We start from the raw sequence: 15,584 nt of genomic DNA on the forward strand, positions 1-15,584 counted from the left end.
GCATGATCCGCGAAAGCCTGACGCCGCGCAGCAACTGGCAGGAACAATTCGAATCGCTCGGTTTCACCTATCACTCGATTGACGATCTGTACTGGGACGAGCGCTACGCCTACCGCTTCAGCGCGGCGCAGATCGATGCGGTGGAAGACGCCACCAGCGAATTGCACCAGATGGCCTTGCAGGCGGTCGAGCATGTTATCGCGCACGAACGGCTGGAACAGTTCGCCATTCCCCAGCCGTTCTGGGCATTGGTCGAGGAGAGCTGGCGCGAAAAGGAATTTTCCCTGTACGGACGTTTCGACCTGTCCTGGGACGGCAGCAATCCGCCCAAAATGCTGGAGTACAACGCCGATACCCCGACCGGCCTGGTGGAATCCAGCGTGGCGCAGTGGTATTGGCTGCAAGACGTGTTTCCCGACGCCGACCAGTTCAATTCCCTGCACGAGAAACTGATCGCCCAGTGGCAAATCCTGGCCCGCCAGCATCACAGCAAAGGCTTGCTGCACTTCGCCTGCATCGGCGGCCATGAGGAAGATGAAGGCAACCTGGCCTACCTGCGCGACACCGCGATCCAGGCAGGTTTCGCCACCAAGCAGCTGGCGATAGAAAATATCGGCTGGGACGACAAGCATGCGGAATTTGTCGATGATTTCGACCTGAAGATAGACAACTTGTTCAAGCTGTATCCATGGGAGTGGCTGTGCCGCGAGGAGTTTGCCGAGCACCTGCTGGCGCGGCCGCTGCGCGTGATCGAACCGGCCTGGAAGATGGTGTTGTCCAACAAGGCCATCTTGCCGGTGCTGTGGGAACTGTTTCCCGGCCATCCCAACCTGCTGCCGGCGTTTTTCGACGCCTGGCGCATCAGCGGCGATTTCGTCAAGAAACCGCTGTATTCGCGCGAAGGCGAAAACATCACGATCTACGCCGGCGGCGAAGTCCACCACCAGCCGGGACAATATGGCGCCGAGGGCTACATCTACCAGGCTTTTGCGGCGCAGCCGAAATTCGACGACGGCATCACGCCGGCCTACACTTCCGTCGGCTCGTGGGTGGTCGGCGACACTCCGGCCGGCATCGGCATCCGCGAAGACGTATCGCTGATCACCAAGGACACCAGCCGTTTTGTACCGCATTATTTTGTTGACTGACCGCAAACCGAACCACATATTCCAGGAGCACTGACCCATGAATTTCCTCCCTATCGGCCTGCCGGCCTTCCTGTCCCACTTCGGGCTCGCGTTGCTGCTGGTGGCGATCTTCTTCGTGGTCTATATTTTCATTACGCCCTACCATGAGCTGCGCCTGATCCGCGCCGGCAATCACGCGGCCGCCGCCAGCCTGGCCGGCGCTTTGCTGGGTTATGTCGCGGCCCTGGCTTCGGCCATTGCGAACAGCGTCAGCCTGCTCGACATGCTAGTCTGGGGAGTGGTGGCCCTGGTGGTGCAGTTGCTGGCTTTCCTGATCGTCAAGCTGCTGCTGCCAACGCTGCTGGCCGACATTCCGGAAAACAAGATCGCATCCGGCGTCTTTCTTGGTACAGTCAGTCTTGGCCTGGGTTTGCTGAATGCGGCCTGCATGACTTATTGATTAAGGATTTTTTCGTGCCTCGTTTTTACGTCACATCCCCGCTCGAAATCGGCCAGCTGTTGGCGCTGCCGGAAGCCGTCGCCCACCACCTGCTGGTGCTGCGGCTAGGGCCGGCCGCGCCGATTACCCTGTTCAACGGCGAAGGCGGGGAATATACCGCCACCATCAGCAGCATCGAAAAAAAGCGTGTAAACGTCGAGATCAAGACCTTTTCACCACGCGAAGCCGAACTGCCGTACGCAATCACGCTGGCCCAGGCGCTGCCGGAATCGTCGAAACTGGACTGGATCATCGAAAAAGCCGTCGAACTCGGCGTCGCTGCGATCCAGCCGCTGGCGGCCCAGCGTTGCGTAGTGCGCCTCAACAGCGAGCGCGCCGAGAAGAAGCAAAACCACTGGCAGGGGGTGATCGTCGCCGCCGCCGAACAGAGCGGCCGCAACCGCCTGCCTACCCTGTCCACCCTCAGCCCGTTCAACGACTGGGCGCAACAGCAGGATCTGCACAAGCGCATCCTGCTGTCGCCGCGCGGCGAGCAATCGCTGTCGGACTGGGCGCGCCACCAGCCGCCGCAGGCGCTGGCGCTGCTGATCGGCCCAGAGGGCGGCTTCACCGAAACGGAAGAAAACCTGGCCTGCAGCCAGGGCGCGCTGATGCTGTCGATGGGACCACGCATCCTGCGTACCGAAACCGCCGGCCTGGCGGCGCTGGCGGCCATCAATGCGATCTGGGGCGAGATGTAGTTTCGCCAACTTATCGCTTGCCTCTATCGATCCTACAATTTGTTCTAAGCAAAAATATCAGCACTGGCTAGAATGGTAAACGCAATCAAGACACAATCGTTTTCAGTTGCGCAACTACTCAAAGCCCTTACTGCGTTGTAAGATCAATCTTCTCAACTGCTTTGTATTTACAGAGCAGCAACCTGCCTTGATGGCTGACGTTGTATTTATGCGTTCATTAATTAGGCATTATTTACTCAGGAGAATATTATGGGACTGCTGGATTCGGTACTTGGCGCAATCGGTGGTGGCGGCCAACAGCAAGCAGGTGGAAATAATACGCAAGCCCTGCTGATCCAGGCTGCATTGCCGTTGCTGCTGAAGGCATTGCAAGGCGGCGGCGCAGGCGCGGGCCAAGCTGCCGGCGCGGACGCCGGTGCTGGTGCTGGCGGCGGCCTGCTCAGCGCGCTGGAAGGCGCCGGCCTGGGTTCGGTCGTGCAGTCATGGATAGGTACTGGCCAGAACCAGCCTATCTCGCCGGATCAGGTGCAACAGGCGCTGGGCGGTGGCCAGCTGCAGGAACTGGCGCAAAAAGTCGGCATTTCACCGGATGAAGCAGCCGGCCACCTGTCGCAGATCCTGCCTGGCCTGGTAGACAAGCTGACACCGCACGGCGAAGCTAGCCCGGCCCCTGGCGGCGTCGATCTCAGCAGTTTGCTGGGTGGACTTCTGGGCGGTAACAAACCGGCCTGAGCAAAACCAGGCTAAGCTGATTGATAAAAAATCGCCTTCCGGGGCGATTTTTTTTGGCCATGGCAATCCTGAATTCCTGATTCAGTATCCAAAATTCAATAAAATAGCTGTTTTATCAATTAAAAATCATGCAATCAGCTGCGGTTCGACTTCCGGGCAGGGGCAAGACGCCGAAAGCATTTATAATGCAGGGTTTTGGCAATAAATATTCCGGTCACTTATTTCGGTCACTTCCATGAAGGTATTTCGCGGACTTCCCAACGCCGAATCGCGCGCGCCTTGCGCGCTCACTATCGGCAACTTTGACGGCGTGCATCGCGGCCACCAGGTGCTGCTCGCGCACGTCCGCAAGGCCGCCACGGAACTGGGGCTGGATGCCGCGGTAATGACGTTCGAGCCGCACCCGCGCGAGTTTTTTGCGCAACGTTCCGGCCAGCCGGACAATATGCCGACCCGCGTCGCCAACCTGCGCGACAAGTTGCAGTCGCTGTCGCAGGCCGGTATAGACCGTGTGATCGTCGAACATTTCAACGCCAGCTTTGCGGCCATGTCGCCCCAGGATTTCATCGAGAAAGTGCTGGTGGAAGGCTTGCACGTGAAATGGCTGATGGTAGGCGAGGATTTCTGCTTCGGCGCCCGCCGCGCCGGCAATATCGCGACCTTGGTCGAGGCCGGCAAGAAGTACGGTTTCCAGGTCGAGACTTTGCCGACCGTGATGAACGACGGCGCGCGGGTATCGTCGTCGGCGGTGCGCGCTGCGCTGGCGGCCGGCGATTTCGGCCATGCACGGGCTTTGCTGGGCCATCCGTATTCCATTTCCGGTCACGTGGTGCATGGCAAGAAGCTCGGCCGCACCATCGGTTTCCCGACCCTGAACTTGCGCGTCAACCATAAACTGCCGGCGCTGTCCGGCATCTTCGTGGTCAACGTCCATGGCCTGGCCGAACATCCTTTGCCGGCTGTCGCCAGCATCGGCATCCGCCCCACCGTGGACGACAGCGGCCGCGTGCTGCTGGAGAGTTATATCCTCGACTTCGCCGGCGATTGCTACGGCAAGCTGATACAAGTCGAGTTTTTGCAGAAACTGCGCGACGAAGAGAAATATGTCGACCTGCCGACCCTGACTGCCGCGATTACCCGCGATGTCAGCAATGCGCGCGCGTATTTCCGCCAGCACGGCCAGCACGATATATCGGCAGTTTCGGCCACAGACCGAATTTGACGCTGTCCGCAATTCCTCGCGCCTTGCCGGCGTTTATGCCTAGCGCTTATGCCTGCATTTATGCCGGCCCCACAGAATTCCACTGAAGAAAATTATGCCTGATCAGACCAACAAACCAGAAAACAGCAAGCCAGCCAAGCAGGCTAAGCCGCAGAGCAAATACCCGGTCAACATGACCGAGACGCCCTTCCCCATGCGCGGCGACCTCGCCAAGCGCGAACCGCAATGGGTCAAGCAGTGGCAGGAAAAGAAAGTCTACGAACGGATCCGCAAAGCCTCCAAGGGCCGTCCGAAATTCATCCTGCACGACGGTCCGCCGTATGCCAACGGCGAGATCCACCTGGGCCACGCCGTCAACAAGATCCTCAAGGACATGATCGTCAAGGCCCGCAACATGGCCGGCTTCGATGCGCCTTACGTGCCGGGCTGGGATTGCCATGGCATGCCGATCGAAATCCAGATCGAAAAGAAATACGGCAAGAACCTGCCGGTGGCTGAAGTGCAGTCGAAAGCGCGCGCTTACGCCAATGAACAGATCGACCTGCAGCGCAAAGACTTCATCCGCCTCGGCGTGCTGGGCGAATGGGACAACCCGTACCTGACCATGGCCTTCGGCAATGAAGCCGACGAACTGCGCGCGCTCGGCGCCATCCTGGAAAAGGGTTATGTCTATCGCGGCTTGAAGCCGGTCAACTGGTGCTTCGATTGCGGTTCGGCCTTGGCCGAGGCTGAAGTCGAATACCAGGACAAGCGCGATCCGTCGATCGACGTCGGTTTCCCGTTTGCCGAACCGGACAAGATCGCCGCCGCATTCGGCCTGGCGGCGTTGCCGGCCGGCCAGGGTTATGTCGTGATCTGGACCACCACGCCGTGGACCATCCCGTCCAACCAGGCGCTCAACGTCCATCCGGAAGTAGACTACGCGCTGGTGCAGACCACGCGCAACGGCGCACCGCTGCTGCTGATCCTGGCGCAGGACCTGGTCGAAGACTCGCTGCAGCGTTTCGGCCTCGAAGGCAAGGCCATCGCCAGCTGCAAGGGCGAAGCGCTGGCGCTGATCAATTTCAAGCATCCGCTGGCCGACCTTGATCCTGGCTACAACCGTCTGTCGCCGGTCTACCTGGGCGACTACGTCACCACCGACAGCGGCACCGGCATCGTGCACTCGGCGCCGGCTTACGGCATCGAAGACTTCATCTCCTGCAAAGCGCATGGCATGAAGGACGACGACATCATCAGCCCGGTGATGGGCGACGGCAAGTTCGCGTCCTGGCTGCCGTTCTTTGCCGGCATGACCATCTGGGAAGCGTCCAAGCCGATCTGCGCCAAGCTGGAAGAAGCCGGCGCGCTGTTCAAGCTGGTCATGTTCGACCACAGCTACATGCATTGCTGGCGCCACAAGACGCCGATCATCTACCGTGCCACTTCACAGTGGTTCGCCAGCATGGACAACTTGCCGAAGGACGGTCACCCGAGCCTGCGCGCAACTGCCCTGAAAGCGATTGAAGAAACCGCATTTTTCCCTGGCTGGGGCAAGGCGCGCCTGCACGGCATGATCGCCAACCGCCCCGATTGGACCCTGTCGCGGCAGCGCCAGTGGGGCGTGCCGATGGCGTTCTTCGTGCACAAGGAAAGCGGCCAGCTGCATCCGCGCACGCCGGAACTGCTGGAGCAGATCGCGCAGCGCGTCGAGCAAAGCGGGATCGAAGCCTGGCAGGCGCTGGACCCGAAGGAATTGCTGGGCGACGATGCCGTCAACTACATCAAGAACAAGGACACGCTGGATGTCTGGTTCGACTCCGGCTCTACCCACCAGACGGTATTGCGCGGTTCGCACGCCAGCCAGCTGCAATTTCCTGCCGATCTCTACCTGGAAGGTTCGGACCAGCATCGCGGCTGGTTCCACTCGTCGCTGCTGACCTCGTCCATGCTGAATGGCCGCGCGCCGTATAACGCTCTGCTGACGCACGGTTTCGTGGTCGACGGCGAAGGCCGCAAGATGTCGAAGTCGCTGAAGAACGGCGTCGAACCGCAAAAAGTGGCGGACTCCCTGGGCGCGGAAATCCTGCGCCTGTGGGTGGCCGCCAGCGACTACTCGGGCGAGATCACGATCTCCGACGAAATCCTGAAGCGCGTCACCGAATCGTATCGCCGCATCCGCAATACCTTGCGCTTCCTGCTGGCCAACACTTCCGACTTCGATCCGTCGAAGGATGCGGTGCCGATCGCCGACCTGCTGGAAATCGACCGCTATGCGATCGCCAGCATGGCGCAGCTGCAAGCCGACATCCTGCAGCACTACGAGACCTACGAATTCCACCCGGTGATCTCGAAGCTGCAGATGTACTGCTCGGAAGACCTGGGCGGCTTCTACCTCGACATCCTGAAAGACCGCCTGTACACCAGCGGCGTCAGTTCGCCGGCGCGCCGTTCCGCGCAAACCGCGATCTGGCACATCACCCAGGCCCTGCTGCGGGTGATGGCGCCGACGCTGTCGTTCACGGCGGAAGAAGCCTGGTCGTTCTTCGCCAGCCCGGAAGCGTTTGCCGCCAGCGATGAAACCATTTTCACCCAGACCTATTACGCGCTGCCGGAAATCGACGGCGCCGCGGCTCTGATCGAGAAATTCAACGCAGTGCGCGCGGTGCGCGCCGACGTCACCAAGCAGCTGGAAGAAGTGCGGGTCGCAGGCGGCATCGGTTCCTCGCTGCAGGCGGAAGTCGAAATCAAGGCGGCCCCGGCCAAGCATGCGCTGCTCAGCAGCCTGGGCGACGACCTGAAATTTGTCTTGATCACTTCCAGTGCCACGGTGTCGGAAGTAGCGACCGATGCTGAGGAAACGATCCTGGTGACGCCGTCGGCGCAGCAGAAATGCGAACGCTGCTGGCATTACCGGGCCGACGTCGGCAGCCACCCGGAACATCCGGGCCTGTGCGGACGCTGTGTCGCCAACCTGTTCGGCGGCGGCGAAGACCGGCATTTTGCTTAAGCGATGATGTAGATAAAACAGGCGCAGCGTACAATCGGCCATGGCCTTGTGCACTGCGCATTTCTGCCACACAGTTAAGAATCGACATGGCCACAAAAAAACGCTCTTCTGCCCCATCCTCTTCCAACTACGGCCTGGCGCCATGGCTGGCGATCGCTGCACTGGTGCTGCTGATCGACCAGCTCACCAAGATCACCATCGTGCGCCTGTTCAGCTACGGCGAATCGCATGCCGTGACCTCCTTCTTCAACCTGGTGCTGGTGTATAACAAGGGCGCCGCGTTCAGCTTCCTGTCCACCGAATCCGGCTGGCAGCGCTATTTTTTCACGGTACTCGGCATCGCCGCTGCGCTGTTCATCACGTTCCTGCTGAAACGCCACGCCGGACAACGCATGTTCTGCACCGCGCTGGCCCTGATCCTGGGCGGCGCCATCGGCAACGTGGTCGACCGTATCGCCTACGGCCATGTGATCGATTTTCTCGATATCTACGTGCGCAACTGGCACTGGCCGGCTTTCAACATCGCCGATAGCGCGATCTGCGTCGGTGCGGTATTGTTTGTGATTGATGAGCTGCGTCGCGTAAACAAGTAACCGATACATAACGTTTCCAGGAGCAGGTATGGATCTCGCTGGTAAAAAAATCGTGCTGGGACTGACCGGCGGCATCGCCTGCTACAAGGCGGCCGAATTCGCGCGCGCGCTGATCAAGGCCGGCGCTTCGGTGCAAGTGGTGATGACCGCGGCCGCCACCCACTTCATCACCCCTGTCACCATGCAGGGCCTGTCCGGCAAGCCGGTGTTCACAGACCAGTGGGATGCGCGCATCGGCAACAACATGCCGCACATCGACCTCACCCGCGACGCCGACGCCATCGTGATCGTGCCCTGCTCCGCCGACTGCATCTTCAAGCTGGCGCACGGCGCCTGCGACGACCTGCTGTCCACATTATGCGTGGCGCGCCCGGCTACGCTGCCCTTGCTGGTGGCGCCGGCGATGAATGTCGAAATGTGGCAAAACGCGGCGACCCAGCGCAACCTGGCGCAGCTGCTGGCGGACGGCATCCAGCTATTGGGACCGGACGCCGGTGAACAGGCTTGCGGCGAAGTCGGCATGGGCCGCATGCTGGAGGCCCATGAACTGCTGGCAGAAGTGATCGCCTCGTTCCAGCCCAAGCTGCTCAAGGGCAAGCGCTTGCTGCTGACCGCCGGCCCGACGTTCGAACCGATCGATCCGGTGCGCGGCATCACCAATCTTTCGTCCGGAAAAATGGGGTATGCCGTGGCCCGCGCCGCATATGAAGCGGGAGCCGAGGTCACCCTGGTATCGGGCCCGACGGCGCTTGCCGCACCCTACGGCGTACGCCGCATCAACGTCCAGACCGCGCAGCAGATGCACGATATCGTGATGGCGCAGCTGGCCGGCGCCAATCAGTGTACCGACAGCCGCACCGATGTCTTCGTCGCCGTGGCGGCGGTAGCCGACTGGCGGGTAGCCAACGCCAGCCCGCAAAAACTGAAAAAGAACGCCGACGGCAGCGCGCCCGCACTGGTGTTCGAACAAAACCCCGATATCCTGGCGACAGTTGCAGCTTTGCCGAAAGCACCTTACTGTGTCGGTTTTGCGGCTGAATCGGAAAACCTGCTGCAATATGGCGAAGCCAAGCGCCTGCGGAAAAACGTGCCGCTGTTGGTCGGCAATATCGGCCACGACACGTTCGGCAAGGACGATAACCAGCTGGTGCTGTTCGACGCCGACGGCCACCGCAATTTGCCTCGCGCCGGCAAGCAGGAGCTGGGGCGCCAGCTGATTGCCGCCATCGCCGCGCGCCTGGTTTGACGGCTTTGCAGCCGGCCGTTGTATACCGAAAAGCAGCTTCATGAACCGCAGGCAGGACAGCCTGCACCTACTATCATTTCACCTGACAGATTGTTACAAAATTCAATGAATATCATCGACGTCAAGATTCTCGACCCACGCATGCAAGATCAGCTGCCGGCCTACGCTACCGAAGGCAGCGCCGGCCTCGACCTGCGCGCCTGCCTGGACGCCGCGCTGACAATCAAACCCGGTGAAACCCACCTGATCCCGACCGGCCTGGCGATCCATATCGGCGACCCGGCTTATGCGGCGATGATCCTGCCGCGCAGCGGTCTCGGCCACAAACACGGCATCGTGCTGGGGAACCTGGTGGGCCTGATCGACTCTGATTACCAGGGTCAGCTGATGGTTTCCACCTGGAACCGCGGAACGACCGAATTTACCCTTAACCCGATGGAGCGGCTGGCGCAATTGATCATTGTGCCTGTGGCCCGTGTCCGTTTTAATGTCGTAGCCGATTTCGAGAGCAGCGAACGCGGCGCAGGCGGCTTCGGCAGCACCGGAAAACATTGATGGAGAAACTGATGAGATTGACGCGTAACAATGGATGGCAGGGCGTCAGGCGCTATGCAGCGCTGGCGCTGCCAGTGCTGTTACTGGCAGCCTGTGCCACACAGGAGTCCGCCACCACCCTGCCGCAAGTCGTGCCAGTCCCTCCCAAGCCAGTGGTCCTGACGCCGCCGCCGCAACAGGCGGAATTGAAAGCCTTGATCGGCTTGCAAGACCGCTTGTACGATGTTGCCGCGCCTTTGCTGGTGAACAATGCCCTGCTGTGCCGGAACAATGCGCGCAACCTGCTGGGCTTCACCGCCAAGACCAAATACTCCTATACCTCCGAGTTCATTGAAGCGGCAAGCGCCCTCGGCCTGAGCGACCAGCTGCAAGTGACCGGCGTGCTGGCCGGCAGCGGCGCCGCCAAGGTCGGCCTGCAGCGCGGCGACCTGCTGGTGAGCATCCAGGACAAGCCGGTCCCGGTCGGCGCCGACGCCGAACGCCAGACGGCCTTGCTGCTCGGACCGCTGGTAAACGGCCGCAACAGCATCAAGGTCATCATTGCCCGCAACGGCGCCAACCAGACCCTGAACATCCCGCTGACCCGCGCCTGCGCCTTCGGCATCGAACTCGGCAACACCGAGAATGTGATCAGTTATGCCGACGGCCGCCGCGTGCTGATCAGCAGCGGCATGATGAAATACACCAAGAACGACGACGAGCTGGCTCTGGTGATCGCCAAGGAAATGGCGCATAACACGCTCACGCATCCGTCGCGCCAGCGCAATACCGCCACCATGACCGGCGTCATCGACAACCTGATCCGCCTGAAACCTGATACCGCGGCCCTGAACGGCATGGCCGGCGTCAAGCCTTATCCGCAGCAGCTGGATGCAGCGGCCGACAAGCTGTCGCTGTACATGGTTGCCCGCGCCGGCTACAAAGTCGACGACGCCGCGGTTTTCTGGCAACGGCTGGCGACCAGCTATCCGGCCAGCGTGCTCAACGGTTATACGGCGATACATCCGGGTACCGATTACCGCCTGTCGGCAATCCAGCAGGCGGTTTCGGATATCCAGGCCAAGCAGGCGACCGGCACCGCCATACAGCCTTAAACAAGCTCCATCGCGTTGCAGTTCAGCGATGGAGCGCCGCCCGATCCTCACAATGCGGCAGCCATAAAAAAAGCCTGAATCACTTGCGTGCATTCAGGCTTTTTAACGCGCCGGGCAAACACCCGGCTGCATTCGCTTCTTTATTCGACTTCCACCGTTTCTTCCGGAGCCGCAGGCGAGGACGAATCCTTTTCTGCAAAGTCCAGGCTGATCAGGTCCTTGTCGTCGAGGTCGACAGTCACGCGGCCGCCGGTCACCAGCTTGCCAAACAGCAGCTCGTCGGCCAGCGCCTTGCGGATCATGTCCTGGATCAGGCGTGACATCGGCCGTGCGCCCATCAATGGATCGAAACCCTTCTTTGCCAGGAACTTGCGCAAGTTCTCGGTGAAGATCGCTTCCACTTTTTTCTCGTGCAGCTGCTCTTCCAGCTGCATCAGGAACTTGTCGACCACACGCAGGATGACTTCTTCGTCCAGTGCATGGAAGCTGATGATGGAATCGATGCGGTTGCGGAATTCCGGCGTAAACATACGCTTGATATCCGCCATCTCGTCGCCGGCTTCTTTCTTGTCGGTGAAACCGATCGAGCGTTTTTGCAGGCTTTCCGCACCGGCATTGGTGGTCATGATAATGATCACATTGCGGAAGTCCGCCTTGCGCCCATTGTTGTCGGTCAACGCGCCATGATCCATCACTTGCAGCAGGATATTGAAAATGTCCGGATGGGCTTTTTCGATTTCATCCAGCAACAGCACCGCATGCGGCTTCTTGGTCACGGCTTCGGTCAGCAGGCCGCCCTGGTCGAAACCGACATAACCTGGAGGCGCACCAATCAGGCGGCTCACCGCATGACGCTCCATGTATTCCGACATGTCGAAACGGATCAGGTCGATGCCGAGGATGAACGCCAGCTGCTTCGCCACCTCGGTCTTGCCGACGCCGGTCGGACCGGAGAACAGGAAGGAGCCGATCGGGCGGTCGGTCTTGCCAAGGCCTGCGCGCGCCATCTTGATCGCCGATGCCAAAGCGTCGATGGCCGGATCCTGGCCGAACACCACATTGCGCAAATCGCGGTCTATGGTCTGCAGCTTGCTGCGGTCGTCCTGGTTGACCGACTGCGGCGGTATGCGCGCGATCTTGGCGATGATGTCCTCGATCTCGCCCTTGCCGATGGTCTTCTTCTGCTTCGACTTCGGCAGGATGCGTTGCGCCGCGCCGGCTTCATCGATCACATCGATGGCCTTGTCCGGCAGATGGCGGTCGTTGATGAAACGCGCCGCCAGTTCGGCCGCACTGGTGAGCGCGGACGCCGAATACTTGACGCCGTGATGTTCTTCAAAGCGCGACTTCAAGCCGCGCAGGATCTGCACGGTTTGCTCTACCGTCGGTTCGTTAACGTCGATCTTCTGGAACCGGCGCGACAAGGCATGGTCTTTTTCAAACACGCCACGGAACTCGGTGTAAGTGGTCGCGCCTATGCATTTCAGCTGGCCGCTGGACAATGCCGGCTTCAGCAGGTTGGACGCATCCAGCGTACCGCCGGAAGCCGAACCGGCGCCGATGATGGTGTGGATTTCGTCAATGAACAAGATACCGTTCGGGCTGTCTTTCAGCTGCTTGAGCACCGCTTTCAGGCGCTGCTCGAAATCGCCGCGGTACTTGGTGCCGGCCAGCAGCGAACCCATGTCGAGCGAATACACGATCGCATTCTGCAGGATTTCAGGGACGTCGCCCTGGGTGATGCGCCATGCCAGCCCCTCCGCAATCGCGGTCTTGCCGACGCCGGCTTCGCCGACCAGCAGGGGATTGTTCTTGCGGCGCCGGCACAAGGTCTGGATTACGCGTTCGACCTCATACTCGCGGCCGATCAGCGGATCGATCTTGCCTTCGGTCGCCAGCTTGTTCAGGTTTTGCGTGAACTGGTCGAGCGGGCTTTCCTTGGCCTGGCCTTCGGCCTGCACTTCTTCCGCGCCTTCCGAGGATTTCTGCGCATCGGCCTGCTGGTCCTTGCGCACCCCGTGCGAGATGAAATTCACCACGTCGAGCCGCGTCACGCCTTGCTGGTGCAGGTAATACACCGCGTGCGAATCCTTTTCGCCGAAGATCGCGACCAGCACATTGGCGCCGGTCACTTCCTTCTTGCCGTTGGAAGCCGATTGCACATGCATGATGGCGCGCTGGATGACGCGCTGGAAACCTAAGGTCGGCTGGGTATCCACTTCATTCGAACCCGGCACCGTCGGTGTGTTGTCGCCAATGAAGATGGTCAGCGTCTTGCGCATATCATCAATGTTGACGGCACACGCACGCAGCACCTCTGCCGCGGACGGGTTATCGAGCAAGGCCAGCAGCAGGTGTTCAACCGTGATGAACTCGTGCCGTGCTTGCCGTGCCTCGACAAACGCCATGTGCAAACTTACTTCCAGTTCCTGCGCAATCATGCTTCCTCCATCATGCATTGCAGGGGATGCCCTGCTTTGCGTGCGTGCGTTAATACCAGTTCAACCTTGGTGGAAGCGATATCTTTCGGATATACCCCACACATGCCTTTGCCATCGCGATGCACTTTCAACATTATCTGCGTTGCGGCTTCACGATCCTTGTTGAAATATTCCTGCAGGATGGCGACCACGAACTCCATTGGAGTGTAGTCGTCATTGAGCAAAAATACTTGATACATGGGGGGCGGCTTGAGCTTTTGCTCCTGTCGCGTCGTTACTGTCCCGTCTTCGTGCTTGGTTACCATGCGCCTATTCTAAAACCTTCCAACAAATGCGCAACGCGCGACACAGAATAAAAGATGACTTATAACGATATTACGCGTTTTCCGATTGCTATGCAGATGACGATAGAAGAGATTAAATCAAGAGCAAAAAAACGGCCAAAACCAGAAATTTAATTGCATAAAGGAAATTACTTGACTTTTTTATTTTTTGCGCAAAGAATGACATTCATTGGTGAGCGTGTTTCTGCTTATTAATAGAAGTGAGCAAGTTCTAGAAGGGGCAGCGTTACGCGAGGCTTCTTGCTTTTACGGCTCGTGTGATTGTTATTATTTGAAAGACGCTATTTTATGGCAACAGGTACAGTCAAGTGGTTCAACGATTCTAAGGGCTTCGGCTTTATCACTCCGGATGACGGCGGTGAAGATTTGTTTGCACACTTTTCCGCAATCCAGATGAACGGCTTCAAGACCCTTAAAGAAGGTCAAAAAGTCCAGTTCGAAGTCACGCAAGGCCCTAAAGGCAAGCAAGCTTCTAACATCCAAGCTCCTTAATTTCGCTCTGCGTGATTAAGCGGCTTTTGTGAAAAACCTCACCGCGGTGAGGTTTTTTTATGGGCACAGCCCGCAAGCGGCACGAAAAAAAAGCCAGGACATGTCCTGGCTTTTTTGTGAAAACAGCAAAATTACATGTTTTCGATCAGCACTTCGCCGAAACCCGAGCAGGAAACCTGGGTGGCGCCTTCCATCAGGCGCGCAAAGTCGTAGGTGACCTTTTTCGAGGTAATCGACTTTTGCATCGATTCGATGATCAGGTCCGCAGCTTCGACCCAGCCCATATGGCGCAGCATCATTTCCGCCGACAGGATCAGCGAACCCGGGTTGACGTAGTCCTTGCCTGCATATTTAGGCGCGGTGCCGTGGGTTGCTTCGAACATGGCGACCGAATCGGACAGATTGGCGCCCGGCGCGATGCCGATGCCGCCGACTTGCGCCGCCAGCGCGTCGGAAATGTAGTCGCCGTTCAAGTTCAGGGTGGCGATTACGCTGTATTCGTTCGGACGCAGCAGGATTTGTTGCAGGAATGCATCAGCAATCGAATCCTTGACGATGATTTCGCGGCCGGTCTTCGGATTCTTGAATTTCGCCCATGGACCGCCGTCGATCAGCTCGGCGCCGAATTCCTTTTGCGCCAGCGCATATGCCCAGTCACGGAAGCCACCTTCGGTGAACTTCATGATGTTGCCCTTGTGGACAATGGTGACGGACGGCTTGTCGTTGTCGATCGCGTACTGGATCGCCTTGCGCACCAGGCGCTCGGTGCCTTCGCGCGAAACCGGCTTGACGCCGATGCCGGAAGTGTCAGGGAAGCGGATCTTCTTGACGCCCATTTCCTTGATCAGGAATTCGATCAGTTTCTTGGCGCCGTCGCTGCCTTCTTGCCATTCGATGCCGGCGTAGATGTCTTCCGAGTTTTCGCGGAAAATCACCATGTCGGTTTTTTCTGGCTCACGCACCGGCGAAGGCACGCCCTTGAAATAACGCACCGGGCGCAGGCAGACATACAGGTCCAGCTCCTGGCGCAGGGCCACGTTGAGGGAACGGATGCCGCCGCCGACTGGCGTGGTCAATGGGCCCTTGATCGAAACGACGTAATCCTTGATCGCGGCCAGGGTCTCTTCCGGCAGCCAGACGTCAGGACCGTATACCTTGGTCGACTTTTCGCCGGCGAACACTTCCATCCAGCTGATCTTGCGCTTGCCTGCATAAGCCTTGGACACGGCGGCGTCCACAACCTTGATCATGACCGGGCTGATATCAACGCCGGTGCCATCGCCTTCGATGTAAGGAATGATTGGATTGTCAGGGACGTTGATCGAAAAATCGGCGTTGACGGTGATTTTTTTGCCTTCAGCAGGCACTTTGATATGTTGGGACATTTCTGTGTATCTCCGGAGTTGAGGAGGTAAAACTACCAGTGCGGTTGGATTTGAAACACGGTTGGTCTTATATAAGACATAAGACAAGCATTCCATATTATGCACTAGTATTTTACTAGACGCCATGTTTTTGCGACACCGGCGCTGTGCTTCACCCTTGGCGA

At 59.0% G+C, this 15,584-nt stretch carries 15 protein-coding genes; 12 read left to right on the forward strand and 3 right to left on the reverse strand.

Features of this window, described 5'->3' with window-relative positions; genetic code table 11:
• The first annotated feature begins 2 nt into the window (after positions 1–2).
• From CFter6_RS18530 to CFter6_RS18575, 11 genes are all read left to right on the forward strand, one after another.
• Entirely contained in the window at positions 3–1,148 is a 1,146-nt protein-coding gene (locus tag CFter6_RS18530) for a glutathionylspermidine synthase family protein (protein ID WP_061541168.1), read from the forward strand.
• A 37-nt stretch (positions 1,149–1,185) separates the two neighbouring features.
• A complete protein-coding gene (locus CFter6_RS18535) occupies positions 1,186–1,587 on the forward strand; it encodes a DUF350 domain-containing protein (protein ID WP_061541169.1) in 402 nt (133 codons plus the stop codon).
• 14 nt (positions 1,588–1,601) lie between these two features.
• A complete protein-coding gene (locus tag CFter6_RS18540) occupies positions 1,602–2,327 on the forward strand; it encodes a 16S rRNA (uracil(1498)-N(3))-methyltransferase (RefSeq protein WP_061542462.1) in 726 nt (241 codons plus the stop codon).
• A 249-nt stretch (positions 2,328–2,576) separates the two neighbouring features.
• Positions 2,577–3,059, forward strand: a complete 483-nt coding sequence (locus CFter6_RS18545) for a YidB family protein (protein WP_061541170.1) — start codon at positions 2,577–2,579, stop codon at positions 3,057–3,059.
• Positions 3,028–3,264 (forward strand): hypothetical protein, encoded by a 237-nt coding sequence (locus CFter6_RS25740; RefSeq protein ID WP_150118809.1) that lies wholly within the window; start codon positions 3,028–3,030, stop codon positions 3,262–3,264. Before CFter6_RS18545 ends, CFter6_RS25740 begins: the two co-directional genes overlap by 32 nt.
• Before the next feature lie 30 nt (positions 3,265–3,294).
• The gene (locus tag CFter6_RS18550) at positions 3,295–4,281 is read left to right on the forward strand and encodes a bifunctional riboflavin kinase/FAD synthetase (protein ID WP_061541171.1); all 987 of its coding nucleotides are present in this window, start codon (positions 3,295–3,297) and stop codon (positions 4,279–4,281) included.
• A gap of 94 nt (positions 4,282–4,375) precedes the next feature.
• On the forward strand, positions 4,376–7,270 hold the full coding sequence (gene ileS, locus CFter6_RS18555; RefSeq protein WP_061541172.1) for an isoleucine--tRNA ligase: 2,895 nt from the start codon (positions 4,376–4,378) through the stop codon (positions 7,268–7,270).
• 86 nt (positions 7,271–7,356) lie between these two features.
• Complete coding sequence (gene lspA, locus CFter6_RS18560) at positions 7,357–7,863, forward strand: signal peptidase II (RefSeq protein WP_061541173.1); 507 nt, start codon at positions 7,357–7,359, stop codon at positions 7,861–7,863.
• Between the two features lie 28 nt (positions 7,864–7,891).
• A complete protein-coding gene (gene coaBC / locus CFter6_RS18565) occupies positions 7,892–9,109 on the forward strand; it encodes a bifunctional phosphopantothenoylcysteine decarboxylase/phosphopantothenate--cysteine ligase CoaBC (protein ID WP_061541174.1) in 1,218 nt (405 codons plus the stop codon).
• 105 nt (positions 9,110–9,214) lie between these two features.
• Complete coding sequence (gene dut / locus CFter6_RS18570) at positions 9,215–9,664, forward strand: dUTP diphosphatase (RefSeq protein ID WP_061541175.1); 450 nt, start codon at positions 9,215–9,217, stop codon at positions 9,662–9,664.
• Positions 9,665–9,675: 11 nt separating this feature from the next.
• Complete coding sequence (locus CFter6_RS18575; protein WP_236904408.1) at positions 9,676–10,758, forward strand: M48 family metallopeptidase; 1,083 nt, start codon at positions 9,676–9,678, stop codon at positions 10,756–10,758.
• Positions 10,759–10,898: 140 nt separating this feature from the next.
• Here the strand turns inward: CFter6_RS18575 and clpA are convergent, their stop codons facing one another.
• A complete protein-coding gene (gene clpA / locus CFter6_RS18580) occupies positions 10,899–13,199 on the reverse strand; it encodes an ATP-dependent Clp protease ATP-binding subunit ClpA (protein ID WP_061541177.1) in 2,301 nt (766 codons plus the stop codon).
• Positions 13,196–13,504 carry an ATP-dependent Clp protease adapter ClpS gene (gene clpS / locus CFter6_RS18585; protein ID WP_061541178.1) on the reverse strand — a complete coding sequence of 103 codons (309 nt, stop codon included), beginning with the start codon at positions 13,502–13,504 and terminating at the stop codon, positions 13,196–13,198. The genes clpA and clpS overlap by 4 nt, the downstream gene beginning before the upstream one ends.
• A 327-nt stretch (positions 13,505–13,831) precedes the next feature.
• On the opposite strand from clpS, the gene cspE reads away from it, so the two are divergent.
• Positions 13,832–14,035 carry a transcription antiterminator/RNA stability regulator CspE gene (gene cspE / locus CFter6_RS18590; RefSeq protein ID WP_009665919.1) on the forward strand — a complete coding sequence of 68 codons (204 nt, stop codon included), beginning with the start codon at positions 13,832–13,834 and terminating at the stop codon, positions 14,033–14,035.
• A 131-nt stretch (positions 14,036–14,166) separates the two neighbouring features.
• Here the strand turns inward: cspE and icd are convergent, their stop codons facing one another.
• The gene (gene icd / locus CFter6_RS18595; RefSeq protein WP_014007244.1) at positions 14,167–15,420 is read right to left on the reverse strand and encodes an NADP-dependent isocitrate dehydrogenase; all 1,254 of its coding nucleotides are present in this window, start codon (positions 15,418–15,420) and stop codon (positions 14,167–14,169) included.
• Positions 15,421–15,584 lie beyond the last annotated feature (164 nt).

It is taken from the genome of Collimonas fungivorans, from assembly GCF_001584145.1.
GTDB lineage: Bacteria > Pseudomonadota > Gammaproteobacteria > Burkholderiales > Burkholderiaceae_D > Collimonas > Collimonas fungivorans.

Excerpts from the sequence above, each read along its gene's own strand:
- CFter6_RS18530 (WP_061541168.1), top strand. The coding sequence starts at position 3 with ATGATCCGCGAAAGCCTGACGCCGCGCAGCAACTGGCAGGAACAATTC.
- CFter6_RS18535 (WP_061541169.1), top strand. The coding sequence starts at position 1,186 with ATGAATTTCCTCCCTATCGGCCTGCCGGCCTTCCTGTCCCACTTCGGG.
- CFter6_RS18545 (WP_061541170.1), top strand. The coding sequence starts at position 2,577 with ATGGGACTGCTGGATTCGGTACTTGGCGCAATCGGTGGTGGCGGCCAA.
- CFter6_RS18550 (WP_061541171.1), top strand. The coding sequence starts at position 3,295 with ATGAAGGTATTTCGCGGACTTCCCAACGCCGAATCGCGCGCGCCTTGC.
- ileS (WP_061541172.1), top strand. The coding sequence starts at position 4,376 with ATGCCTGATCAGACCAACAAACCAGAAAACAGCAAGCCAGCCAAGCAG.
- lspA (WP_061541173.1), top strand. The coding sequence starts at position 7,357 with ATGGCCACAAAAAAACGCTCTTCTGCCCCATCCTCTTCCAACTACGGC.
- coaBC (WP_061541174.1), top strand. The coding sequence starts at position 7,892 with ATGGATCTCGCTGGTAAAAAAATCGTGCTGGGACTGACCGGCGGCATC.
- dut (WP_061541175.1), top strand. The coding sequence starts at position 9,215 with ATGAATATCATCGACGTCAAGATTCTCGACCCACGCATGCAAGATCAG.
- CFter6_RS18575 (WP_236904408.1), top strand. The coding sequence starts at position 9,676 with ATGAGATTGACGCGTAACAATGGATGGCAGGGCGTCAGGCGCTATGCA.
- clpA (WP_061541177.1), bottom strand. The coding sequence starts at position 13,199 with ATGATTGCGCAGGAACTGGAAGTAAGTTTGCACATGGCGTTTGTCGAG.
- clpS (WP_061541178.1), bottom strand. The coding sequence starts at position 13,504 with ATGGTAACCAAGCACGAAGACGGGACAGTAACGACGCGACAGGAGCAA.
- cspE (WP_009665919.1), top strand. The coding sequence starts at position 13,832 with ATGGCAACAGGTACAGTCAAGTGGTTCAACGATTCTAAGGGCTTCGGC.
- icd (WP_014007244.1), bottom strand. The coding sequence starts at position 15,420 with ATGTCCCAACATATCAAAGTGCCTGCTGAAGGCAAAAAAATCACCGTC.